Source organism: Niallia sp. Marseille-Q9988 (assembly GCF_976954375.1).
This window is the reverse complement of record NZ_CDRJSZ010000002.1, coordinates 303955-322720: the sequence shown is the minus strand read 5'-3', so window position 1 is coordinate 322720 and position 18766 is coordinate 303955. Positions and strand designations below refer to the sequence as shown.

At 35.7% G+C, this 18766-nt stretch carries 14 protein-coding genes and 1 riboswitch; of the genes, 3 read left to right on the top strand and 11 right to left on the bottom strand.

Annotated features, from left to right (window positions below):
• Positions 1-10: 10 nt before the first annotated feature.
• The 7 genes from ACWNMZ_RS04050 to ACWNMZ_RS04020 all read right to left on the bottom strand — a co-directional run bounded on the left by ACWNMZ_RS04050 (position 11) and on the right by ACWNMZ_RS04020 (position 12100).
• On the bottom strand, positions 11-2794 hold the full coding sequence (locus ACWNMZ_RS04050) for an ATP-binding protein (RefSeq protein WP_449598273.1): 2784 nt from the start codon (positions 2792-2794) through the stop codon (positions 11-13).
• A 546-nt stretch (positions 2795-3340) separates the two neighbouring features.
• Positions 3341-5827 carry a helicase-related protein gene (locus ACWNMZ_RS04045; protein ID WP_349204524.1) on the bottom strand — a complete coding sequence of 829 codons (2487 nt, stop codon included), beginning with the start codon at positions 5825-5827 and terminating at the stop codon, positions 3341-3343.
• Between the two features lie 353 nt (positions 5828-6180).
• Entirely contained in the window at positions 6181-7122 is a 942-nt protein-coding gene (locus ACWNMZ_RS04040) for an ABC transporter ATP-binding protein (RefSeq protein ID WP_031539418.1), read from the bottom strand.
• Entirely contained in the window at positions 7119-8174 is a 1056-nt protein-coding gene (locus ACWNMZ_RS04035; RefSeq protein WP_031539419.1) for an ABC transporter ATP-binding protein, read from the bottom strand. The genes ACWNMZ_RS04040 and ACWNMZ_RS04035 overlap by 4 nt, the downstream gene beginning before the upstream one ends.
• Before the next feature lie 18 nt (positions 8175-8192).
• Positions 8193-9347: an oligopeptide ABC transporter permease gene (gene opp3C / locus ACWNMZ_RS04030; RefSeq protein ID WP_031539420.1), complete on the bottom strand. Its 1155-nt coding sequence runs from the start codon at positions 9345-9347 to the stop codon at positions 8193-8195.
• Between the two features lies 1 nt (position 9348).
• Complete coding sequence (gene opp3b, locus ACWNMZ_RS04025) at positions 9349-10278, bottom strand: oligopeptide ABC transporter permease (protein WP_031539421.1); 930 nt, start codon at positions 10276-10278, stop codon at positions 9349-9351.
• Positions 10279-10432: 154 nt separating this feature from the next.
• The gene (locus tag ACWNMZ_RS04020; RefSeq protein ID WP_048716943.1) at positions 10433-12100 is read right to left on the bottom strand and encodes a peptide ABC transporter substrate-binding protein; all 1668 of its coding nucleotides are present in this window, start codon (positions 12098-12100) and stop codon (positions 10433-10435) included.
• A gap of 564 nt (positions 12101-12664) precedes the next feature.
• Here ACWNMZ_RS04020 and ACWNMZ_RS04015 point away from each other — a divergent pair.
• The 3 genes from ACWNMZ_RS04015 to ACWNMZ_RS04005 all read left to right on the top strand — a co-directional run bounded on the left by ACWNMZ_RS04015 (position 12665) and on the right by ACWNMZ_RS04005 (position 16717).
• Positions 12665-13027, top strand: a complete 363-nt coding sequence (locus ACWNMZ_RS04015; protein WP_048716939.1) for a DUF3899 domain-containing protein — start codon at positions 12665-12667, stop codon at positions 13025-13027.
• A gap of 826 nt (positions 13028-13853) precedes the next feature.
• Entirely contained in the window at positions 13854-15572 is a 1719-nt protein-coding gene (gene acsA / locus ACWNMZ_RS04010) for an acetate--CoA ligase (RefSeq protein ID WP_349204526.1), read from the top strand.
• A 227-nt stretch (positions 15573-15799) separates the two neighbouring features.
• Entirely contained in the window at positions 15800-16717 is a 918-nt protein-coding gene (locus ACWNMZ_RS04005) for an aldo/keto reductase (protein WP_349204527.1), read from the top strand.
• 73 nt (positions 16718-16790) lie between these two features.
• Here the strand turns inward: ACWNMZ_RS04005 and queF are convergent, their stop codons facing one another.
• From queF to ACWNMZ_RS03985, 4 genes are all read right to left on the bottom strand, one after another.
• The gene (gene queF / locus ACWNMZ_RS04000; protein WP_031539273.1) at positions 16791-17291 is read right to left on the bottom strand and encodes a preQ(1) synthase; all 501 of its coding nucleotides are present in this window, start codon (positions 17289-17291) and stop codon (positions 16791-16793) included.
• Between the two features lie 125 nt (positions 17292-17416).
• Positions 17417-17463, bottom strand: a riboswitch (PreQ1 riboswitch).
• Between the two features lie 173 nt (positions 17464-17636).
• Positions 17637-18017 (bottom strand): monovalent cation/H(+) antiporter subunit G, encoded by a 381-nt coding sequence (gene mnhG / locus ACWNMZ_RS03995; protein WP_031539274.1) that lies wholly within the window; start codon positions 18015-18017, stop codon positions 17637-17639.
• Positions 17995-18279, bottom strand: coding sequence for a Na(+)/H(+) antiporter subunit F1 (locus ACWNMZ_RS03990; protein WP_031539275.1), 285 nt, complete (start codon positions 18277-18279; stop codon positions 17995-17997). The genes mnhG and ACWNMZ_RS03990 overlap by 23 nt, the downstream gene beginning before the upstream one ends.
• Entirely contained in the window at positions 18272-18754 is a 483-nt protein-coding gene (locus tag ACWNMZ_RS03985; RefSeq protein ID WP_031539276.1) for a Na+/H+ antiporter subunit E, read from the bottom strand. Before ACWNMZ_RS03985 ends, ACWNMZ_RS03990 begins: the two co-directional genes overlap by 8 nt.
• Positions 18755-18766: the final 12 nt, after the last annotated feature.

Sequence of the window (18766 nt, the reverse complement as noted above, 5' to 3'; positions counted from 1 at the left end):
CGCCTCCTCCTTACTTAACTAGCCATACTCTTAGAACAGAATATAATTGATCTAAATCTAGTGGTTTACTAATATAATCCGATGCGCCTGCTTCCAGACATTTCTCGCGATCGTTTTTCATTGCTTTAGCAGTCAATGCAATAATAGGTATTTCGGTCAAGTTCATTGTTTGACGAATAATAGTCATTGTTTCATAACCATTCATATTTGGCATCATAATATCCATTAGAATCACATCTAAGTCAGGTGTTTCTTCAATAATTCCTAACGATTCTTTTCCATTGTGTGCAACAAGGACGTCCATCCCTATTTTTTCAAGGGTTGTTTTAAGAGCAAATATATTGCGGTTATCATCATCAACAATCAATACTTTTTTCCCTTTAAATACATCATCATGCTTGTCACTAGACAACATGATTTCCGCCTTTCTTTCTTCCTCATGTCTCTGTTCTTCTTTATCTATTTCAAATCGAGCCTCTTGCTTTTTCACTTCCATTGTAGCTGCAACATTTATATCACTAATATTGAGCTTTGCATCAGCTATTCCATTAGGAAGACTTGGAATCGTTAAGGTAAATGTACTTCCTTTTCCTTCTGAGCTCTTCAAAGAAATCCATCCACCTAGTAATCTAGCAAATTCTCTACAAATAGATAGTCCTAGACCAGTACCACCATATTTACGTACAGTGGCCCCATCTGCCTGCTGGAATGTTTCAAAGATTAATTTATGTTTATCTCTCGGAATGCCAATACCGGTATCCGAAACCGAAATTTCCAGCCATTCTCTGCTTAATTCTTTCATGCTTCGACTTATCTGTTGCTTTTTCTTAATATTTAAAGAAACGGATCCACTTTCCGTAAACTTAAAGGCATTGGATAATAGATTTTTTATAATTTGTTGGAATCTCTTTTCATCTGTATACATAATATCTTTCAGCGTTTCCTGCTTATGTATAATAAATTCTACATCCTTCTGCTTTGCAATAGGGGCAAAACTTCTCTCCAATTGTGAAGTAATATCATTAATACTTACCTCACTAAAATGAACATCGAGCTTTCCTGCCTCAACTTTTGAAAGATCAAGAATATCATTTATAAGCGAAAGGAGATCTTTACCAGAAGAATGAATGACATTCGCAAACTCCATCTCCTCTGCCGACAGATGATTAGCGTCATTTTCTGCAAGCATTTCCGAAAGAATTAGAATACTATTTAATGGCGTTCTTAATTCATGGGACATATTTGCTAAAAACTCTGATTTATAATTAGAATTTTGAATGACCAATTCGGTTTTCTCTTCCAATTCCTCTTTTGCTTTTTCTAAATCTTTTGTCTTCGCTTCCGCTTCTCTTGTTCGATCTTCTAGTTGTTCATTTGTAGCCATCAGTTCTTCTTTTTGCATTTGCAACTCTTCAGACTGTGATTGTAATTCCTCTGACTGTGTTTGTAGTTCTTCAGATTGTACCTGTAGCTCTTCGGTCATGGCTCTAGATTCGTTTAATAAGCGAACAATTTCCATTCTACCCATAATACTATTAATCGTTACTCCAAATGATTCTACTATACCAACAATCAAATCTTGCTGAAGCTTTGTAAATTCAGTCATCGTCGCAAGCTCCAAGACAGCAATAACGTCTCCCTCAAACATAACGGGTACAATTATAATGCTTCTCGGTGAAACATCCCCTAAACCGGTTGCGATTAAACGGTAATCATTAGGTATTTCCTTATAGTGAATCATGCGCTGTTCTTTTGCACTTTGACCAATTAGCCCTTCTCCTAATTGAAAAGTGTCTCTGCCAATCGCATCGCCTGATTCTGCGAACGTTGCGGCCTTTACATACGTTTCATTCTTTTGTTGTGCATCCTTTACATAAAATGCTCCAAAACTAGCATTTGTTTTTTTAGCCAATTCTGTAATAAATGTATTGGACAATGCTTCAATAGAAGCAAGCCCTTGAAATTTCATCACAATATCGGCGACATTAGACTGTAGCCATTCTCTCTGCTCTACATTATCAAGAAGCAGATTAGTCGCTACAGCAAGCTCTTTTATTTCATCATTCGTTCGCACATGTATACGTGTATTAATGATGCCTTTAGATGCTGCAATCGTACCAATAGTGCCTGTCACTTCTTTAATCGTTCTAACAATGGATTTAGAAATTTGACTAGCAATAATAATCGCAACAAGGGAAATCAAAACTAATGCACCAAATAGACCAATGGTTACAGTATTATTTTGGGCATCTAATTTTGCTGCTTGCTTAGCAGATGCAGTCTTTTCTGTATCTCTGAGTGAATTAAACTTCTCTGTAATCTCATTTATATACTCTCGACCAGAATCTGACTCAAAAAAAGCATTTAGAGCATCTAGATTATTCTGTTCTTTGTATTGGATGGTTGGCTCGCCTGCTGTGTTAATCCAATTCTCAATATTATCTTTTATTTCTAATAAATTTTCCTGCTGTGCAGGTTTATCTTTCATTAACTGATAAAGTTCATCAAATTGCGCTTCCCAGTTTTCCTTCCCATCGTTATACGGAATTAAGTAGCTTTGGTTACCTGTTATTATAAATCCACGCTGACCTGTTTCCATATCTAAAACACTTTTTTCAATGGAAGCAGTTAATTCCTGTATGCGAGAATCATAATTAATAATCGAGTTACGTTCCTCTTGCAAGGATCGAATTTGATTATTGAGCAAAATTACCGACACAAGTAAACAAAGTATAATAACAATGTAGCCAAGGATAATTTTGGAGCGAATTCCGAACTTGAATTTCGATTCCATTTTAATTACCTTCCTTAAATTAGTTTCTATTTTAATAGTATAGTATTTATGATAAAAATGAAAAGCAAATTTGCTCTATTTTCTTCCATTATTTATAGTGTAAATGACTTTTGCTTTTGACTCAACTTATCTATTTTATTAAAACTTCTAATCAACAAATAAATAAATACTTGATTAATCGTAGGAAAGAGGCTGGGACATAAGCATTTCAACTAATAATAAACACGAACTTTTTTATAGTTATAATATACATAAAAGTTCGTGTTTATCATTTGGGAAAAAGGTTTAAAAACGAATTGAAATGGAGCTGAGGACGCTCGACTCCTGCGGGAAATAGAGGAAAGGCTGAGACCCCGTAGCGCAATGGAACGACTTAGTTTTTACACTTGATATATTTAAAAACATAGATAACCAACATGAGAAAGTAGCTTTATTTAAGAGCTAAATTAGAGATTGTTCTTATTAAAAATTATTTATTTAGTTTTATCCCAGCCTCTTCTTTTTCCCTTTCTCTGTCAGCAATATGCAATAGAATACTACTCCAAATTATGTTCTATGAAAACAATCATTACAGATAGAAAATTTAAATCTAGATGACAGCTCTTTTCCACACTTTCTACATGTTTTAACACGCTTTTTCCCTTTAATTCCAGCTTTCAAATGATCATTTATTTGATCACTCAATTCTCCTCTTAACTTTTCCCAATAATATGCTTCTGTTCTTCTTTCCAATTTATATAAAAATAATAAATGAAGGCCGATAGCCTTATACGATAACTCTAACTCCTCCAAGCTGTCTGTTTTTAGTTTAGGTTCTGGTAAATCCTTATTTTCAACAATTGCCTCCATATTGATTTTCCATTGAGCACGTAAGGCTGCTTCACTTGTTGCAAACGGAAGCTTCAAGAAGCTGAATAAGTCATGTAAGGACATTCTAGCTTCCACCATTGTATCCATTATCATTTCATATAATAGTACTTCCTCTGCTAAGGATGCCTTTTTTGTTCCCTCTGGACTTTTAAAGTGTCCCCATAAATAGAAGAAAAGCCCAAGGTTATTAGAGTACTTTTGAAATCTTTCTAATACAGCATTAGTCGGTGCAATCGTAAATCCATAAAGATCATTATCCTTTTTTTCTAATAAATACTTCATCTTTTTACGATCGCTTGTAAAAGCAACTCTGCCAATATCGTATATTCCTTTTCTTCCTGCCCTACCTGCAATCTGCTTCACTTCCTGAGAGCTTAACATCCTTCTTCTTATACCGTCAAACTTGTCATTTTCTAAGAATACGATTCTTCTTATCGGCAAATTAAGCCCCATTCCAATGGCATCTGTGGAAACAATTACCTTTGTTTCTCCTTCAATAAACCGCTGCATTTGTTTTTTTCTAGCTTCTGGAGGCATACTTCCATAAATTACACTTACTTGCCAGCCATTTCTTTGTAACTCAGAAGCGGTTTCTAATACACCTCTCCTTGAAAAGCAAACAAGCGCATCTCCTTTCCTTGTTTTGCTCAATTGAAATAAATCCCCTTCTATTTGTAACGGCGTATCCCTACGATACTCGTGGACTTCCACATTTGCATCGCCTAGTAGCTGCAGAAGCATATTTTTTGCATGTAGACTTGCGATAATATGAATCTCTTTTGCATTTGCCTTCGTTATTGCTCGATACCATGAAAATCCCCGTTCCTTATCTGCAATCATTTGGGATTCATCGATAACCACTACGTCATAATATTCTTTCTCATGAAACATTTCTACTGTACTAGACTGATGTTGTGCCTCTAGTACAAGCTTTTCCTCTTCCCCTGTTTTAAGAGAGCAAGGTACACCTTGCTGATTTAGTTTTTCATAAATCTCTAATGCCAGCAATCTTAATGGAGCCAAGTATAAACCACTGTCTGCCTCCATCATGCGATTAATTGCTTGATACGTTTTACCAGTATTCGTTTCTCCGGTATGCAATACATATTTTATATTTCTACTAGTTGGAGGATAGTATTCTTTACCAAAAATATCCTCAATCATTCTTGCTTCTTCTTCTTTTCGCCGCCTTTGTTCCTCGCGATCCTCCGCTTCTTTCAGTTCTTTTCTTTTGCGATCCTTCTCCATTATCTCCTTATGAATCTCCATATCAAAAGGAATATCTAATAGCTTCTCTAAATCAATTATATATTCAGGAAATAAATCTTCTAGAAACTCTCCTGTAATTTCTTTAAGTAACGGCGTACTTGCTTCTAGTAAAAAGGAGTTGGATAAGGATTGATTAAATACTTCTTGATATTCCTCCTTTATACGCGTTGGTAGTTTATCTTTTACCCATGAAGGAAAAAAATCAATGAGATGTTGAAAAATTAAATTTTCATATGTTTCTGTTCTGTCTTCTAAAAAGTAAAATTGGTTATAAGACATGTCCATTTCATTCGATAGATATTCTTCAAACGTTATTTCCATGGAAGGCAAAATAATCCCATTTCTATCGATCTCAACAGCAATATTACATCCCGTTAAATAGCGTATATAAAGAAAAAGTTCCTCATAATGTTTCTCCATTAATTGTTCTATATAATAAGAGAATTTAGCGGAATATTTACGCTTCCTTTCCAAATCATTATTTTCCTCTACATGTTGTAAGTAGATTTTCCGTATCTCTTTATATCTATTTTCCCATTTCTCTTTATGGTCGCCTATATGTGCTTTAAGCCAACCCTCATATGAAAATACATCAACATCTCGAATTTCATTTCGAAACAATCGATTTATATCCTTTTTATTAAGATCACTGATATCAAAACCTTTACTAGTAAGATAATCCTTTTTTTCAGAATAACGAATATGGCTGGCAGCTGTATTAATCCATGTGTTTAACCATATTTGCTCGATAAACACCTTTCGATCAGCCATGTATTGTTCAAAGGATGGTTTAGTTTCTTGTTTTTCTAAATACTTATTTACGTCATTCATGATAAGCGTTTTTGTTTGTTGAATCGCTTTATCATATTGGGATTTTAATATTGAATTGACCATTTATGAACTCCTATAATATATATTTCCACTCTTCTTTTACTTATTTTCCTTTATTTTAGCGTAGTCATGTAAATTTTTTAATATTTTTTGGATTTTCTTGTGTTTTTTGATGGGAGTTTTACTATTTATAGAGAACACAGCCTTCCTTTCTACGACAAGATACTGTTTAGTCAAATAAGGGTATGTCGGTTTTTATCGTTTTTTAGAAAACGATTTTTCCTCCATTTAGGATTACATATGTAATGATAGGGGAAAGAAAAAGAATACAGATTCATTTCCTGAGAAATGAAAAAATCCTTGCATCTTGGCAAGGATTATTTGGGAGGTCTTCTTTAATAGATTAAATTTGATGCTTATTTTTTCTTTAGGCTCAATTCTCTTTTGTACTTCTCTAACTCTTTCGTAGTACAACGCACAAAGTGACCTGGAGTAATTTCTCTTAACTCTGCTGGCTCACTAGTGTCATGTACGGATGGATCATAAGCGATTCTTGTACGTTCACGCTCATAACGTGGATCTGGAAGCGGAATTGCCGATAATAATGATTTTGTATATGGATGAAGTGGATTATCATAAAGCTCATCTGCTTCTGCTAACTCAACCATATTTCCCATATACATAACACCAATACGATCACTTATATATTTAACCATAGATAGATCATGGGCAATAAATAAATAAGTTAATCCACGTTCCTTTTGTAACTTTTTCAATAGGTTAACAACCTGTGCTTGAATAGAAACATCAAGTGCAGAAATTGGCTCGTCACAGATGATGAAATCTGGCTCTACAGCTAGCGCACGAGCAATCCCAATTCTTTGTCGTTGACCACCACTGAATTCATGTGGAAAGCGTGTAGCATGCTCTTTGTTCAATCCAACTACTTCAAGTAATTCTTCTACTCTCTGACGACGTTCTTCTGGTGTTTTTGCAAGCTTATGATTATCAATACCTTCTGCAATAATATCCAGTACCGTCATACGCGGATTAAGAGAGGAATGAGGATCCTGGAAAATCATTTGCATTTTTCGGTTAAACTTGCGAAGCTCTGCATTTGATTTTTTTCCATGCACATCTTCGCCTTCAAATTTAACTTCTCCACCTGTTGCATCATAAAGACGGATAATGGTTCTACCTGTTGTAGACTTTCCACAACCAGATTCACCAACAAGACCAAATGTTTCTCCCTTAAAAATGTCAAAGGATACACCGTCTACCGCTTTAATGATTCTATCTCTACCAGCTGAAAAGTGCTTTTGCAAATTCTTTACTTCTAATAATTTTTCGTTAGTCAACTTTTTTCACCGTCCTTGCGACCTGTTTTGGAGAAACCAAGCATTCTTTGTTTAACCGCTTCTGGTGGCTCAATCTTTGGTGCATCTTCATGTAATAGCCAAGTTGCTGCATAATGTGTATCAGAAACTTTAAACATTGGTGGTTCCATCACTGTGTCAATTTCTAGTGCAAATTGATTTCTAGGCGCAAACGCGTCTCCTACTGGAGGCTTTAACATATTTGGTGGGCTTCCAGGTATAGCAAATAGTTCTTCATCCTTACTATCAAGTGTAGGCATTGATCCAATTAATCCCCAAGTATAAGGATGCTTTGGATTATAGAAAATATCATCTACTGTACCAATTTCAACAATTTTACCAGCATACATAACAGCTACGCGATCAGCAACATTTGCTACTACACCAAGGTCATGGGTAATAAAAATAATCGCACTCTCCGTTTTCTTTTGAATGTCCTTCATCAATTCAAGGATTTGAGCCTGAATCGTAACATCAAGTGCTGTAGTTGGTTCGTCAGCAATTAAAATCTTCGGATTACACGCAAGCGCAATTGCTACAACCACACGTTGACGCATTCCGCCTGAAAATTGATGTGGAAATTGATTAATGCGAATTGCTGGCTGTGGAATGCCTACTAATTCAAGCAACTCAAGCGCACGTTTCTTAGCGTCAGCTTTATTCATGTTTTGATGCTTGATTAGACCTTCCATGATTTGATTCCCGATTTTCATTGTAGGATTCAAAGAAGACATTGGATCTTGGAATACCATAGAGATATCTTTTCCGCGAATTTTTTGCATATCCTTCTTCGATTTTTTAATAAGATCTTCGCCTTCAAATAAAATTTCTCCACTTTTTATAATACTTTGTGGTTCAGGAAGAAGTCTCATTAAAGCATTGGAAGTAACGGATTTACCAGAACCGGATTCTCCTACAATTGCTAGTGTTTCCCCTTTATTTAACTCAAAGCTAACACCGCGAACAGCTTGTACTTCACCGTTGTAGGTGTTAAATGATACTCTTAAATCTTTGACTTCTAATAATTTACTCATTTATAAACACCTACTCTCCTATTTATGCATTTTTGGATCGAATGCATCACGCAAACCATCACCTAATATATTGAATGCAATCATTAATACTGATAATACAGCCGCTGGGAAAACTAGTAAATATGGGTACAATCGTAAATTGGCAAACCCTTGCTGAATTAAAGCACCTAGTGAAGCATTAGGTGGGACAATACCAAGTCCGATAAAGCTTAGGAATGCTTCGAAGAAGATAGCTCCTGGAATGGAGAACATTGTATTAACAATAATAATACCAGTTATATTCGGAATTAAGTGTCTTCTAATTATCGTACCATTTGATGTTCCTAACGTTCTAGCAGCAAGAACAAATTCTTGATTTGTTAGCTTTAATACTTCTCCACGAACAATACGGGACATACCTATCCATCCTGTAATTGCTAATGCAATAACAATGGAGACAATACCAGGCTGGAGAATAAGCATCATTAAAAGAATTATTACTAGGTTTGGAATCCCTACTAATATTTCTGCAATACGCTGTAATACGTTATCAACTCTTCCGCCATAGAAGCCAGAGACACCACCGTATGTTACCCCAATTAATAAATCAAGAATTGCAGCAACAAATGCAATGATTAAGGATACTCTTGTACCTTCCCAAAGTCTTGTCCATTGGTCACGACCAAGTGTATCAGTACCAAACCAGAAATAGGTATCATCCATCTCCTTTGCTTCATAGATATGAAAGGTTGCTTTAACAGCAGCAGAATTTCTTGAACCGTCTCCTTCTTCAAGGACTTTAATATCAACAAACTCATCTGTACTTTTATAACGAGCCATTGCCTTTGTAGTTGCATCTTCCACATCAGTGCCTTCATATCGACCTGATAATGTACCATTTAGACCCAACCAAGAAACATTCTCTAATAATGGCACCCTAGGCGGAAGCTTTGCTCGAGAAAGTTCCTGATCATCGTTACCATAGTCATTCATACTTGGACCAATTATACTCATAATAATAATTAACAAAATTATGAATATGCTAACTATAGCAGGCTTGTTTTTCATTAGCGTTCTTCTTGCATCCTGCCCAAAGGTTCTACTTGGTGCCGTTATTTTTTCACTAACATTTTCTTCTTGATTAAGAGGCTTAAATAAATTCTTATCAATTTGATTAAGATTTTTCTTTTCCATTTTATTTATTACCTCCTGCAATTCTAATTCTAGGATCGATTAATCCATATAGGAGGTCAATAATTAATATAATGATTACAAACCCAAAGGCAAACAATAATGTTGTCCCCATAATTGTCGGATAATCATTTACATTAACAGATGATACAAATTGCTCTCCAATTCCAGGAACAGCAAATATTTGCTCAATTACTAAGGATCCTGTCATTAAGCCAACCGCCATTGGCCCAATTACTGTAACTAAAGGAATCAATGCATTACGTAATCCATGCTTGAAAATAATTCCTGCTTCACTAACTCCTTTTGCACGAGCTGTCGTTATATAATGTGAATGCAGAACCTCGATCATTTCAGTTCTAGTGAACCTTGCAGCTACAGCTAGTGGTGAGATTGCTAGTGCAATAGTTGGTAGAATCGTATATTCAAACCCATCCCAAAGCGCAACAGGTAGTAAGTCCCATTTCACCGCCAAGAAATATTGTAATAGTCCTGCAAATACGAACGATGGAACTGATGTCCCGAGTACCGCTATAATGGTGGATGTAAAATCGATTGGACCATTCCTATAAATAGATGCTATTAAGCCCAGTAGAATTCCAACAACAGTTCCCAGCACTAAAGCCTGTCCACCTAAAAGCGCAGAAGGGCCAATTTTAGACGTTAGAATATCTGTAACCGGCGTATTATCAAATGCAAACGAAACCCCTAAATCCCCCTGCACTAGGTTTCCTAAATAACGTACATATTGAACAGGAATCGGATCGTTCAAACCATATTTTTCCAATATAATTGTTTTTTGTTCTTCACTTAATTTATCGTCAGCCTTCAGCGGACTTCCTGGAAGGAACTTCATCAGGAAAAAGGAGACTGTTGCGATAATGAACAGTGTTATTAACATATACCATAAACGTCGAAGTAAGTATCGAGCCATCTGTGCACCTCCTAATTTTCTTTGTTTATTATAGCATAATAATTTATTTTTGCTATAATCAGAATTTTCCTACTCAAAAATACAAGAGAGTATATGCTATAAAAGCATACACTCCCTCTTATTTCATAGCATCGAATTTTTCAAAAAAGCGAAATTACTCTTCAGCTCCAATAGATACCCATTTGTATTCATAATCTGGTCCAAATGGATTTTCAATTAAGCCATGAATTTTTGGAGATGATAGGAATGCGCCAGCACTTTGATATACAGGAGCGATTGCCGCATCTTCAAATAGAATCTTTTCAGCCTCTAAGAAGTTTTGGTAACGAGCTTCGTTATCTGTAGCAAGAGTAGTTGTTGTTTCTTCTAACAATTTATCGTACTCTGCATTTGAGTAACCCATTTTGTTATTTCCGCCATCTGTAATCCATAAGCTTAAGAAAGTGTATGGATCAAGGTAGTCAGGACCCCAACCAGCTAATTGAAGATCGTAGTCTTGATTAGTATCTAAATCTAAACGTTGTTCAAATGGTACTTGTTTTAGAGTTACTTTTAATCCTGGTAGATTTGTTTGTAATTGGTTAGCAAGATATTCGTTCATTGTTTTAGATACATCTGTATCTCCGCCTAGGAATTCGATTTCTACTGAATCAGTTCCTAATTCTTCTAAACCTTTTTCCCAGAATTCTTTCGCAGCAGCAGTATCATATGTTACAAGATCTCCACTAACTTCGCGGAAATCACCACTACCGTCAGGCATTGGAGTAAAGTCTGCTGGAACTAGACCATTAGCAGCTAAAGAACCATTATTTAAAATTGTATCTACTAAAGCCTGTTTATCAAACGCACGGCTGATAGCTGCGCGAATATTTTTATTAGCAAGCGCTTCGTTTCTTGTTTGATTTATTTTCAAATAGAATACAGAGTTTCCTGCTTTAACTGTATAATCTTCATCAGAAGAATATTGGTCAACTAAGTCTGAAGATAAACCAGTACGGTCTACTTCTCCTTTTTCATAAAGGTCAACCGCTGTTTGAGCTTCTTTTACTACTACATAATTAATCGTTTCTAACTTAACTGTATCTGCATCCCAGTAAGTATCGTTTTTAGCAAGATTCCACTTTTGAGATGTACTTTCCCAGTTTTCTAATTTGAAAGGACCATTAGCTAATAGATTTTCAGAGCTAGTAGCGAAAGCCTCGCCTTTTTCTTCAACGAATTTTTGGTTCAATGGTAAGAATGTACCAAAAGTTGTTAAAGATTCAAAATAAGGTGTTGGGTTAGCAAGTTCAACAACTAAAGTATAATCGCCGTCTGCTTTAACTCCCAAGTCTTCAACTGGCATATCACCTTGGCTAATTTCTGCAGCGTTTTTAATTACGCCACCCATCATATATGGACCGTACTCAGAACCTGTATCAGGATTTACAGCACGTTGCCAAGCATAAACGAAATCGTTAGCAGTTACAGGATCTCCGTTTTCCCATTTTGCATCTTCACGTAACTTGAACGTCCAAGTTAAGCCATCTTCAGATACTTCATGGCTTTCAGCAATACCTGGTGTAACTTCTCCGCCTTCACCTAAACGATTAAGACCTTCCATTGTAGCACCTAAGAATTGGAAACCATATTGATCTGTTGCCATTGATGGATCCATAGAAGGAATCGCATCTCCGTTAATTAAGTTTAATACTTGTTCAACATTTTCTTCTGATGAACCATCAGTACCTTCAGACGCGTTATCATCGCCGCCAGAACATGCTGCTAAAAATACACTCAGTATCAATGTAAGTGAAAGCAGCCAAGTTAATTTTCGCTTCATTAAAAAAGACCCCCCATTGTTATATTATTCTGTAAATTACATCTAAAAAAGAAGCTAAAGTGAGTATACTATTATTCTAGTAGAGTTGTAAAGACTAAATATAGAGATAATTTCAAATATTGCTATAGTGCGCTAGAGTGCTTTTGCATTAGAACAACAAAGACAGCGCTTACTTTTGTATTAAAATTCTAAAAATTTATATTAAAAATATAGAGAAAGATATGGCAAAAGAACGATTAATTGTTAAAAATATCCATATCCCAATATACTTTTCTCCCTGAAATTAGAAGACAGTATTATTATTGTAGAATTTCATAATAGGATATATTTACATTATTAGTTCTTTTCTTCCTTAATATTGTAAATAATAATCCGATTCCTCCTAGATTAATTCAACTATCTTTCAACTATATGAAAAAGAAGGTGACACTCTTTTTGACTATTTAATAGTATATATGCTCAATATTTTATAGTCATATGGCTTCCGGAAATGTACATTCTATAAAAGTTAGGTTAAAATACGATTATTCGTGTTGCAAACATACTTAGTAAAGGTGAATAAACATGCTTAATAAAAAATGGTCTCTATTTCTAATAAATATCTTTATGACGGGAATTCTTTTTTTTATTTTTTCTTCTGAATATACTTTTGTTTCTTATATTAATACTGTCTTTTATCTTACTTTCTCTTATATCGTTGTATTTCTATTTCAATATATTGCAAAAGGAGGCTTTTTTGACGGAGTAACGTTCAGCTTCCGAAGATTCCATCACGTGATTCTTAAAAATGATGACTACTTGGATGAATGGAAGGAAAAACCACTTCCATCTCAAAAGTTTAACAAAAGGTTTTACGCTACAATTAAATTTCAAGTACTACTTCTTTTGATTTATCTATTCATTTTGCTTTTCATTCACTATATTTAATACTACTGTTTTTATAGTCCTTTTTAATGAAGACTTTCCCATTAAAGAGGCTGGAACAAAACTAAATAACTAGTCTTTAAAGACGAACAATCTTTAATTTAGCTCTTAAATAAAGCTACTTTCTCTTGATGGTTATCTATGTTTTTTAATATAGTTAAGTGTAAAAATTCAGTCGTTCCATTGCGCTACAGACGCACGATGCGCCGGGGAGGAAGCTGAGCCTCCTCGCATGCTAGGGCACTGAAAAACTGCAATATAATCATAATTGTTGGTGGCCGACTTTTAAATTCGGGTATTTCATTTGTTTCCCGAGGCGACAGCTCGCTTTCCATGGGGCGAGCGCCGAGCCGCTTCGTCACTGCGTTCCTGCAGGGTCTCGGACTTTCTCGCAACTCCCATAGGAGTCGAGCTGTCGCCTCTCCAAACCAACTTTATATTCGCTTTCAAATAAATAAATACTTATTTAATTTGGAGAAACTATACTTTTTCAGTGCCCTCCTCGCATGCGCTGCGGGTTCTAAAGCGTCTCTATTTCCCGCAGGAGTCGAGCGTCTTCCGCTCCATTACACTTCGTTTTTAAACCTTTTTCTAAAAAACAAACACGAATTTTTTTGTAAATTAATTACATTATAGTTCTTGTTTAATTTTGGTAGAAATGCTTATTTCCCAGCCGCTTTATTCCTTTATATAGAAAAGTTTTAACTTATACCCCTATCCATTTTTTAAATGTAGGAATATTTATTCAATTACAACATTAAAATTGTATATATAGTGTTTTCCCATTATAATAGTGTTGTTAAAAAATTGAAATGAGGGGGATGTATGAATGGAATTGAAAGCGTTTCCACCTGTTAAAGGCAAGCATAACCTTGAGAACTATGAGGACTTGTACCAACATTTCAAATGGGACCAAGCAGAAAAGGAATTTTCTTGGCATCAGACTGGAAAAGTTAACTTAGCTTATGAAGCAATTGACCGTCATGCTGAGAATTACCGTGCCAACAAAGTAGCCCTCCACTATTTTCATCCATCAAGAAAAGAGACATACACATTCAAAGACTTAAAGAAATTATCAAATAAAGCTGGAAATGTTTTAAAAAAAGTAGGAAACGTAAAAAAAGGCGATCGAGTGTTTATTTTTATGCCTCGTTCCCCTGAATTATATTTCGCTTTAATTGGAGCGATAAAATTAGGAGCCATCGTTGGTCCACTGTTTGAAGCATTTATGGAGGATGCCGTAAAGGACCGTCTCCATGATAGTGAGGCAAAAGTTATCATTACTACACCTGAGCTTGTAAATAGGATTCCACATACAGAATTACCAGCTTTAGAAACAATTTTTATTGTTGGGGAAGATGTACAAGAGGATGATAAAACAAAAGATTTCCTTCAATATTTTCGCTCTGCTTCTATTGAATTAGACATAGAATGGGTTGATCGTAAAGATGGATTAATCCTTCACTATACCTCTGGTTCCACTGGAAAACCAAAAGGTGTGCTTCATGTCCACAATGCGATGATCCAGCACTACCAGACAGCAAAGTGGGTCTTAGATTTACAAGAAGATGATGTCTACTGGTGCACAGCTGACCCTGGTTGGGTAACAGGTACCTCCTACGGCATTTTTGGTCCTTGGCTAACTGGCTCAACAAATGTGGTTGCAGGTGGGCGCTTTAGTCCTGATATTTGGTATAAAACGATTGAAACATTTGGAGTGACCGTTTGGTACAGTGCACCTACCTCATTCCGGATGCTAATGGCAGCTGGGGATACGGTTACCGAAAAATACACCCTCTCCTCCTTGCGTCATATTCTAAGCGTAGGTGAACCGCTAAATCCGGAAGTAATCCGGTGGGGTCACGAAGTATTTGGACATCGCATTCATGATACTTGGTGGATGACTGAAACTGGTGCACAGCTGATATGTAATCTACCTTGTATGGATATCAAGTTAGGCTCAATGGGGAAACCTCTTCCAGGGATAGAAGCTGTTATTCTGGACGATAACGGAAATATTTTGCCGCCAAATCAGATGGGGAATTTAGCCATTAAAAAAGGTTGGCCATCAATGATGCATACAATTTGGAATAATCAGGAGAAGTTCAATAGTTATTTTCAACATGATGAATGGTATGTTTCTGGTGATTCCGCTTATATGGATGAAGAAGGTTACTTCTGGTTTCAGGGACGGGTGGATGATGTTATTATGACGGCTGGAGAAAGAGTTGGTCCATTTGAAGTGGAAAGCAAACTAATTGAATTTCCGGCAGTAGCAGAAGCAGGTGTAATTGGAAAGCCAGATCCTATTCGAGGTGAAATTATTAAAGCCTTTATTGCACTAGTTGACGGCTATAAAGAAACAGATGAATTAAAAGAAGAAATACGTATATTTGTAAAAACAGGCTTGGCCGCTCATGCCGCTCCAAGAGAAATTGAATTTTGCGAAAAGCTTCCTAAAACCCGTAGCGGAAAAATAATGAGACGTGTTTTAAAGGCTTGGGAACTCGGACTCCCTACTGGCGATCTTTCTACAATGGAGGATTAAAATTCAAAATAATAGGAAAAGAAATGGAGTGCTTCTTCCATCTCGAAATGGGAGTGCACTCCTTTTCTATTTTTTTTGCTAGAAAAGGAGTATTTTTCGATTTCATAAGTCTAAAGGTTGGTGTTCATCTCCTTTCTATGGCAAAATAAAAATGGTCTACTGTATTAGAAATTTTAATCTTGCACAATTATTAAAGCGTTTTCTATTAATAGAAGGGACTGAGAAACGTGAGAATAATCAAACTAGGTAGCAGTAATTTAGAAGTGCCTGTAGTAGCGGTTGGCTGCATGCGTATTAACTCATTAGAAAAAAAGGAAGCAGAGCAATTTGTACAAACTGCTTTAGAACAAGGTGCTAACTTCTTTGATCACGCAGACATTTATGGTAGCGGTACTTGTGAAGAGATATTTGCAGATGCTATTCATATGTCTCCAAGTGTACGCGAAAATATTATTTTGCAATCCAAATGTGGCATTCGCAAAGGAATGTTTGACTTTTCAAAAGAACATATCTTAAACTCCGTTGATGGAATATTAAGTAGGCTAAAAACAGAATACTTAGATACCCTTCTGCTTCATCGTCCCGATGCTTTAGTTGAACCTGAGGAAGTTGCAGAAGCATTCCAAATTCTTGAGCAATCTGGAAAGGTTCGTCATTTTGGCGTTTCTAACCAAAATCCGATGCAAATACAACTATTGCAAAAATATGTGAAACAGCCTCTTGTGGCTAACCAATTGCAACTAAGTATTACAAATGCCAATATGATTTCTAATGGAATCAATGTAAATATGGAGAATGACTCTGCAATTAATCGTGATGGCAGTATTTTAGACTTCTGTCGCTTGCATGATATTACAATCCAGCCTTGGTCTCCATTCCAATATGGTTTTTTTGAAGGGGTATTCCTTGGAAATGAAAAATTTCCTGAATTAAATCAACAAATAAATGAAATTGCTGAAAAGTATCAAGTCAGCAATACAACTATTGCGATTGCGTGGTTATTGCGCCATCCTGCTAACATGCAGCCGGTTATTGGAACAATGAATGTGGATCGTTTAATCGATTGCTGTAAAGCAAGTGATGTTCATTTAACACGAGAAGAATGGTACAGTATTTATCGCGCTGCTGGGAATATCTTGCCTTAATCCACAAAGGAAAATATGACTTTAAAAAGCCAGTCAACAACCACAAAATTGCGAGTTGTTAACTGGTTTTTTATTATCGATTATCTACTTTTTCTGGATACATATCATGGTTCATTAATCGATGGGCTGCCATCTCTTCAAATTTAGTGCCCGATTTTCCATAATTGCACCATGGATCAATTGATATTCCGCCACGTGGAGTGAATTTCCCCCAAACCTCGATATATCGAGGATCTAATAGTTTGATTAAATCATTCATGATAATATTCACACAATCTTCATGAAAATCACCGTGATCGCGAAAGCTAAATAAATATAATTTAAGAGATTTGCTTTCTACTATTTTCTTATTTGGGATATAGGAAATATACATTGTGGCAAAGTCAGGCTGTCCAGTTATTGGACAAAGGCTAGTAAACTCTGGACAATTAAATTTTACAAAATAATCTCTATCAGAGTGGAGATTATCTACCGATTCTAACACCTCTGGTGCATAATCACTTTTATATTGAGTATTTTGATTTCCTAACAAAGTTAAATCTGTTAATCCTTCTTCTTTCTTTCTTCCAGACATTTGAGCTCCTCCTTGTTTGGTGTTTCCCAACACTGCATAAAAGAGAGGTATTTTACCTTACGCAGAAACTAGCTGAATAAAACAAAAAAGCCATATCCTTTTTATGGACATGGCGTTGATTGCATGTATCCATAGTTTTTTATAGAGGGTATTCGCTATGAACCTCTCCCGTCTCAGTACGGGTATTTCGTTTTTAACTATATAGAAATCGCGAAATTTCGTCAATTAGAAATAAATAACTTTCTCTCTTCATGAAGATGTAACGTAATTTTTTTAATGAATCCACAGCCTCAATCGTTCCAATATTAATTTTCCTATCCAAAAAAATCAATCTATGAAACCAGCCTACTTGTGCTGAACTTCTATTGTTTCGATTCCTTCTTCTTCCATTTCAGCCTTTAAATCATCTTGTACTGTTACATCTGCGAGCTTTACTTTAGAACGATAGGCAGAACGCACGACTACATGGGATGCGACAGGTGAGGTTAGGAAAACAAAGAAAATTCCTAGAAATAAACGAATACTAAAAGTTCCCTCTATGATAAAAAAGACAAACGTTCCAACAAGAGTAAAAAGTACTCCCATTGTAGAGCCTTTGGATGCAGCATGTGATCTCGTATAAACATCTGGAAGTCTTATTAGTCCTAATGAGCTAAGAAAACAGAAGATAGCGCCAAAAAATATAAGTAGAACTGCTATAAGCTCAATCGGATTGTTTTCGCTCAATGACTACACCTCTTTCAATATATCGTGCAAAGGCAATGGTTCCAATAAATGATAGAATCCCTATTAATAAAATTACTTCAAAAAAACCTGTATTTCGAAGCAACACAGAAAAGATAGCTACTCCGGCAATTAAATTAATCCCCAAACAATCAAGCGCCTGAATTCTATCTGGAGCAGATGGACCTTTGACCAGCCGAAAAACCGTTGCAAATATAGATAGAACAAGTAAAATTAAGGATCCAACCAATAGATTATCAATCATAACGAGTCACCCTCTTAATAGCCTTTTCAAATTTTTCCTTCGAACGAAAGATGGATTCTTTTTGAGCGGGTATATCCATTGCATGGATAAAAAACTTATTATTATCAGAAGTGACCTCCACAACAACTGATCCCGGGGTTAAATTCATTAATAAGGCTAACAAGGAAACCTCTAATTCCCCCTCTAATTCCGTCTCTAAGGAAAATATTCCTGGGGAAATATTAATCCTAGGTTTTATTATTTGTCGAATGACGACTACACTCGATGTAAACAGCTGTTCAATAAACACAACGAACAACTTAATGACTGCAAAAAATGTCTCTAAATAAAAGTTAGTTGACATATAGCGGCGCAAGATAAAGAGAACGAGAATTCCAAATAAATAACCAGTAAAGAAGGTCAATACATTCCAGGTGTCTTGCAAAAACATCCAAATGACACCTATTAACAAGTTAATTAATATTTGCATAGGCATATTAATCACCTC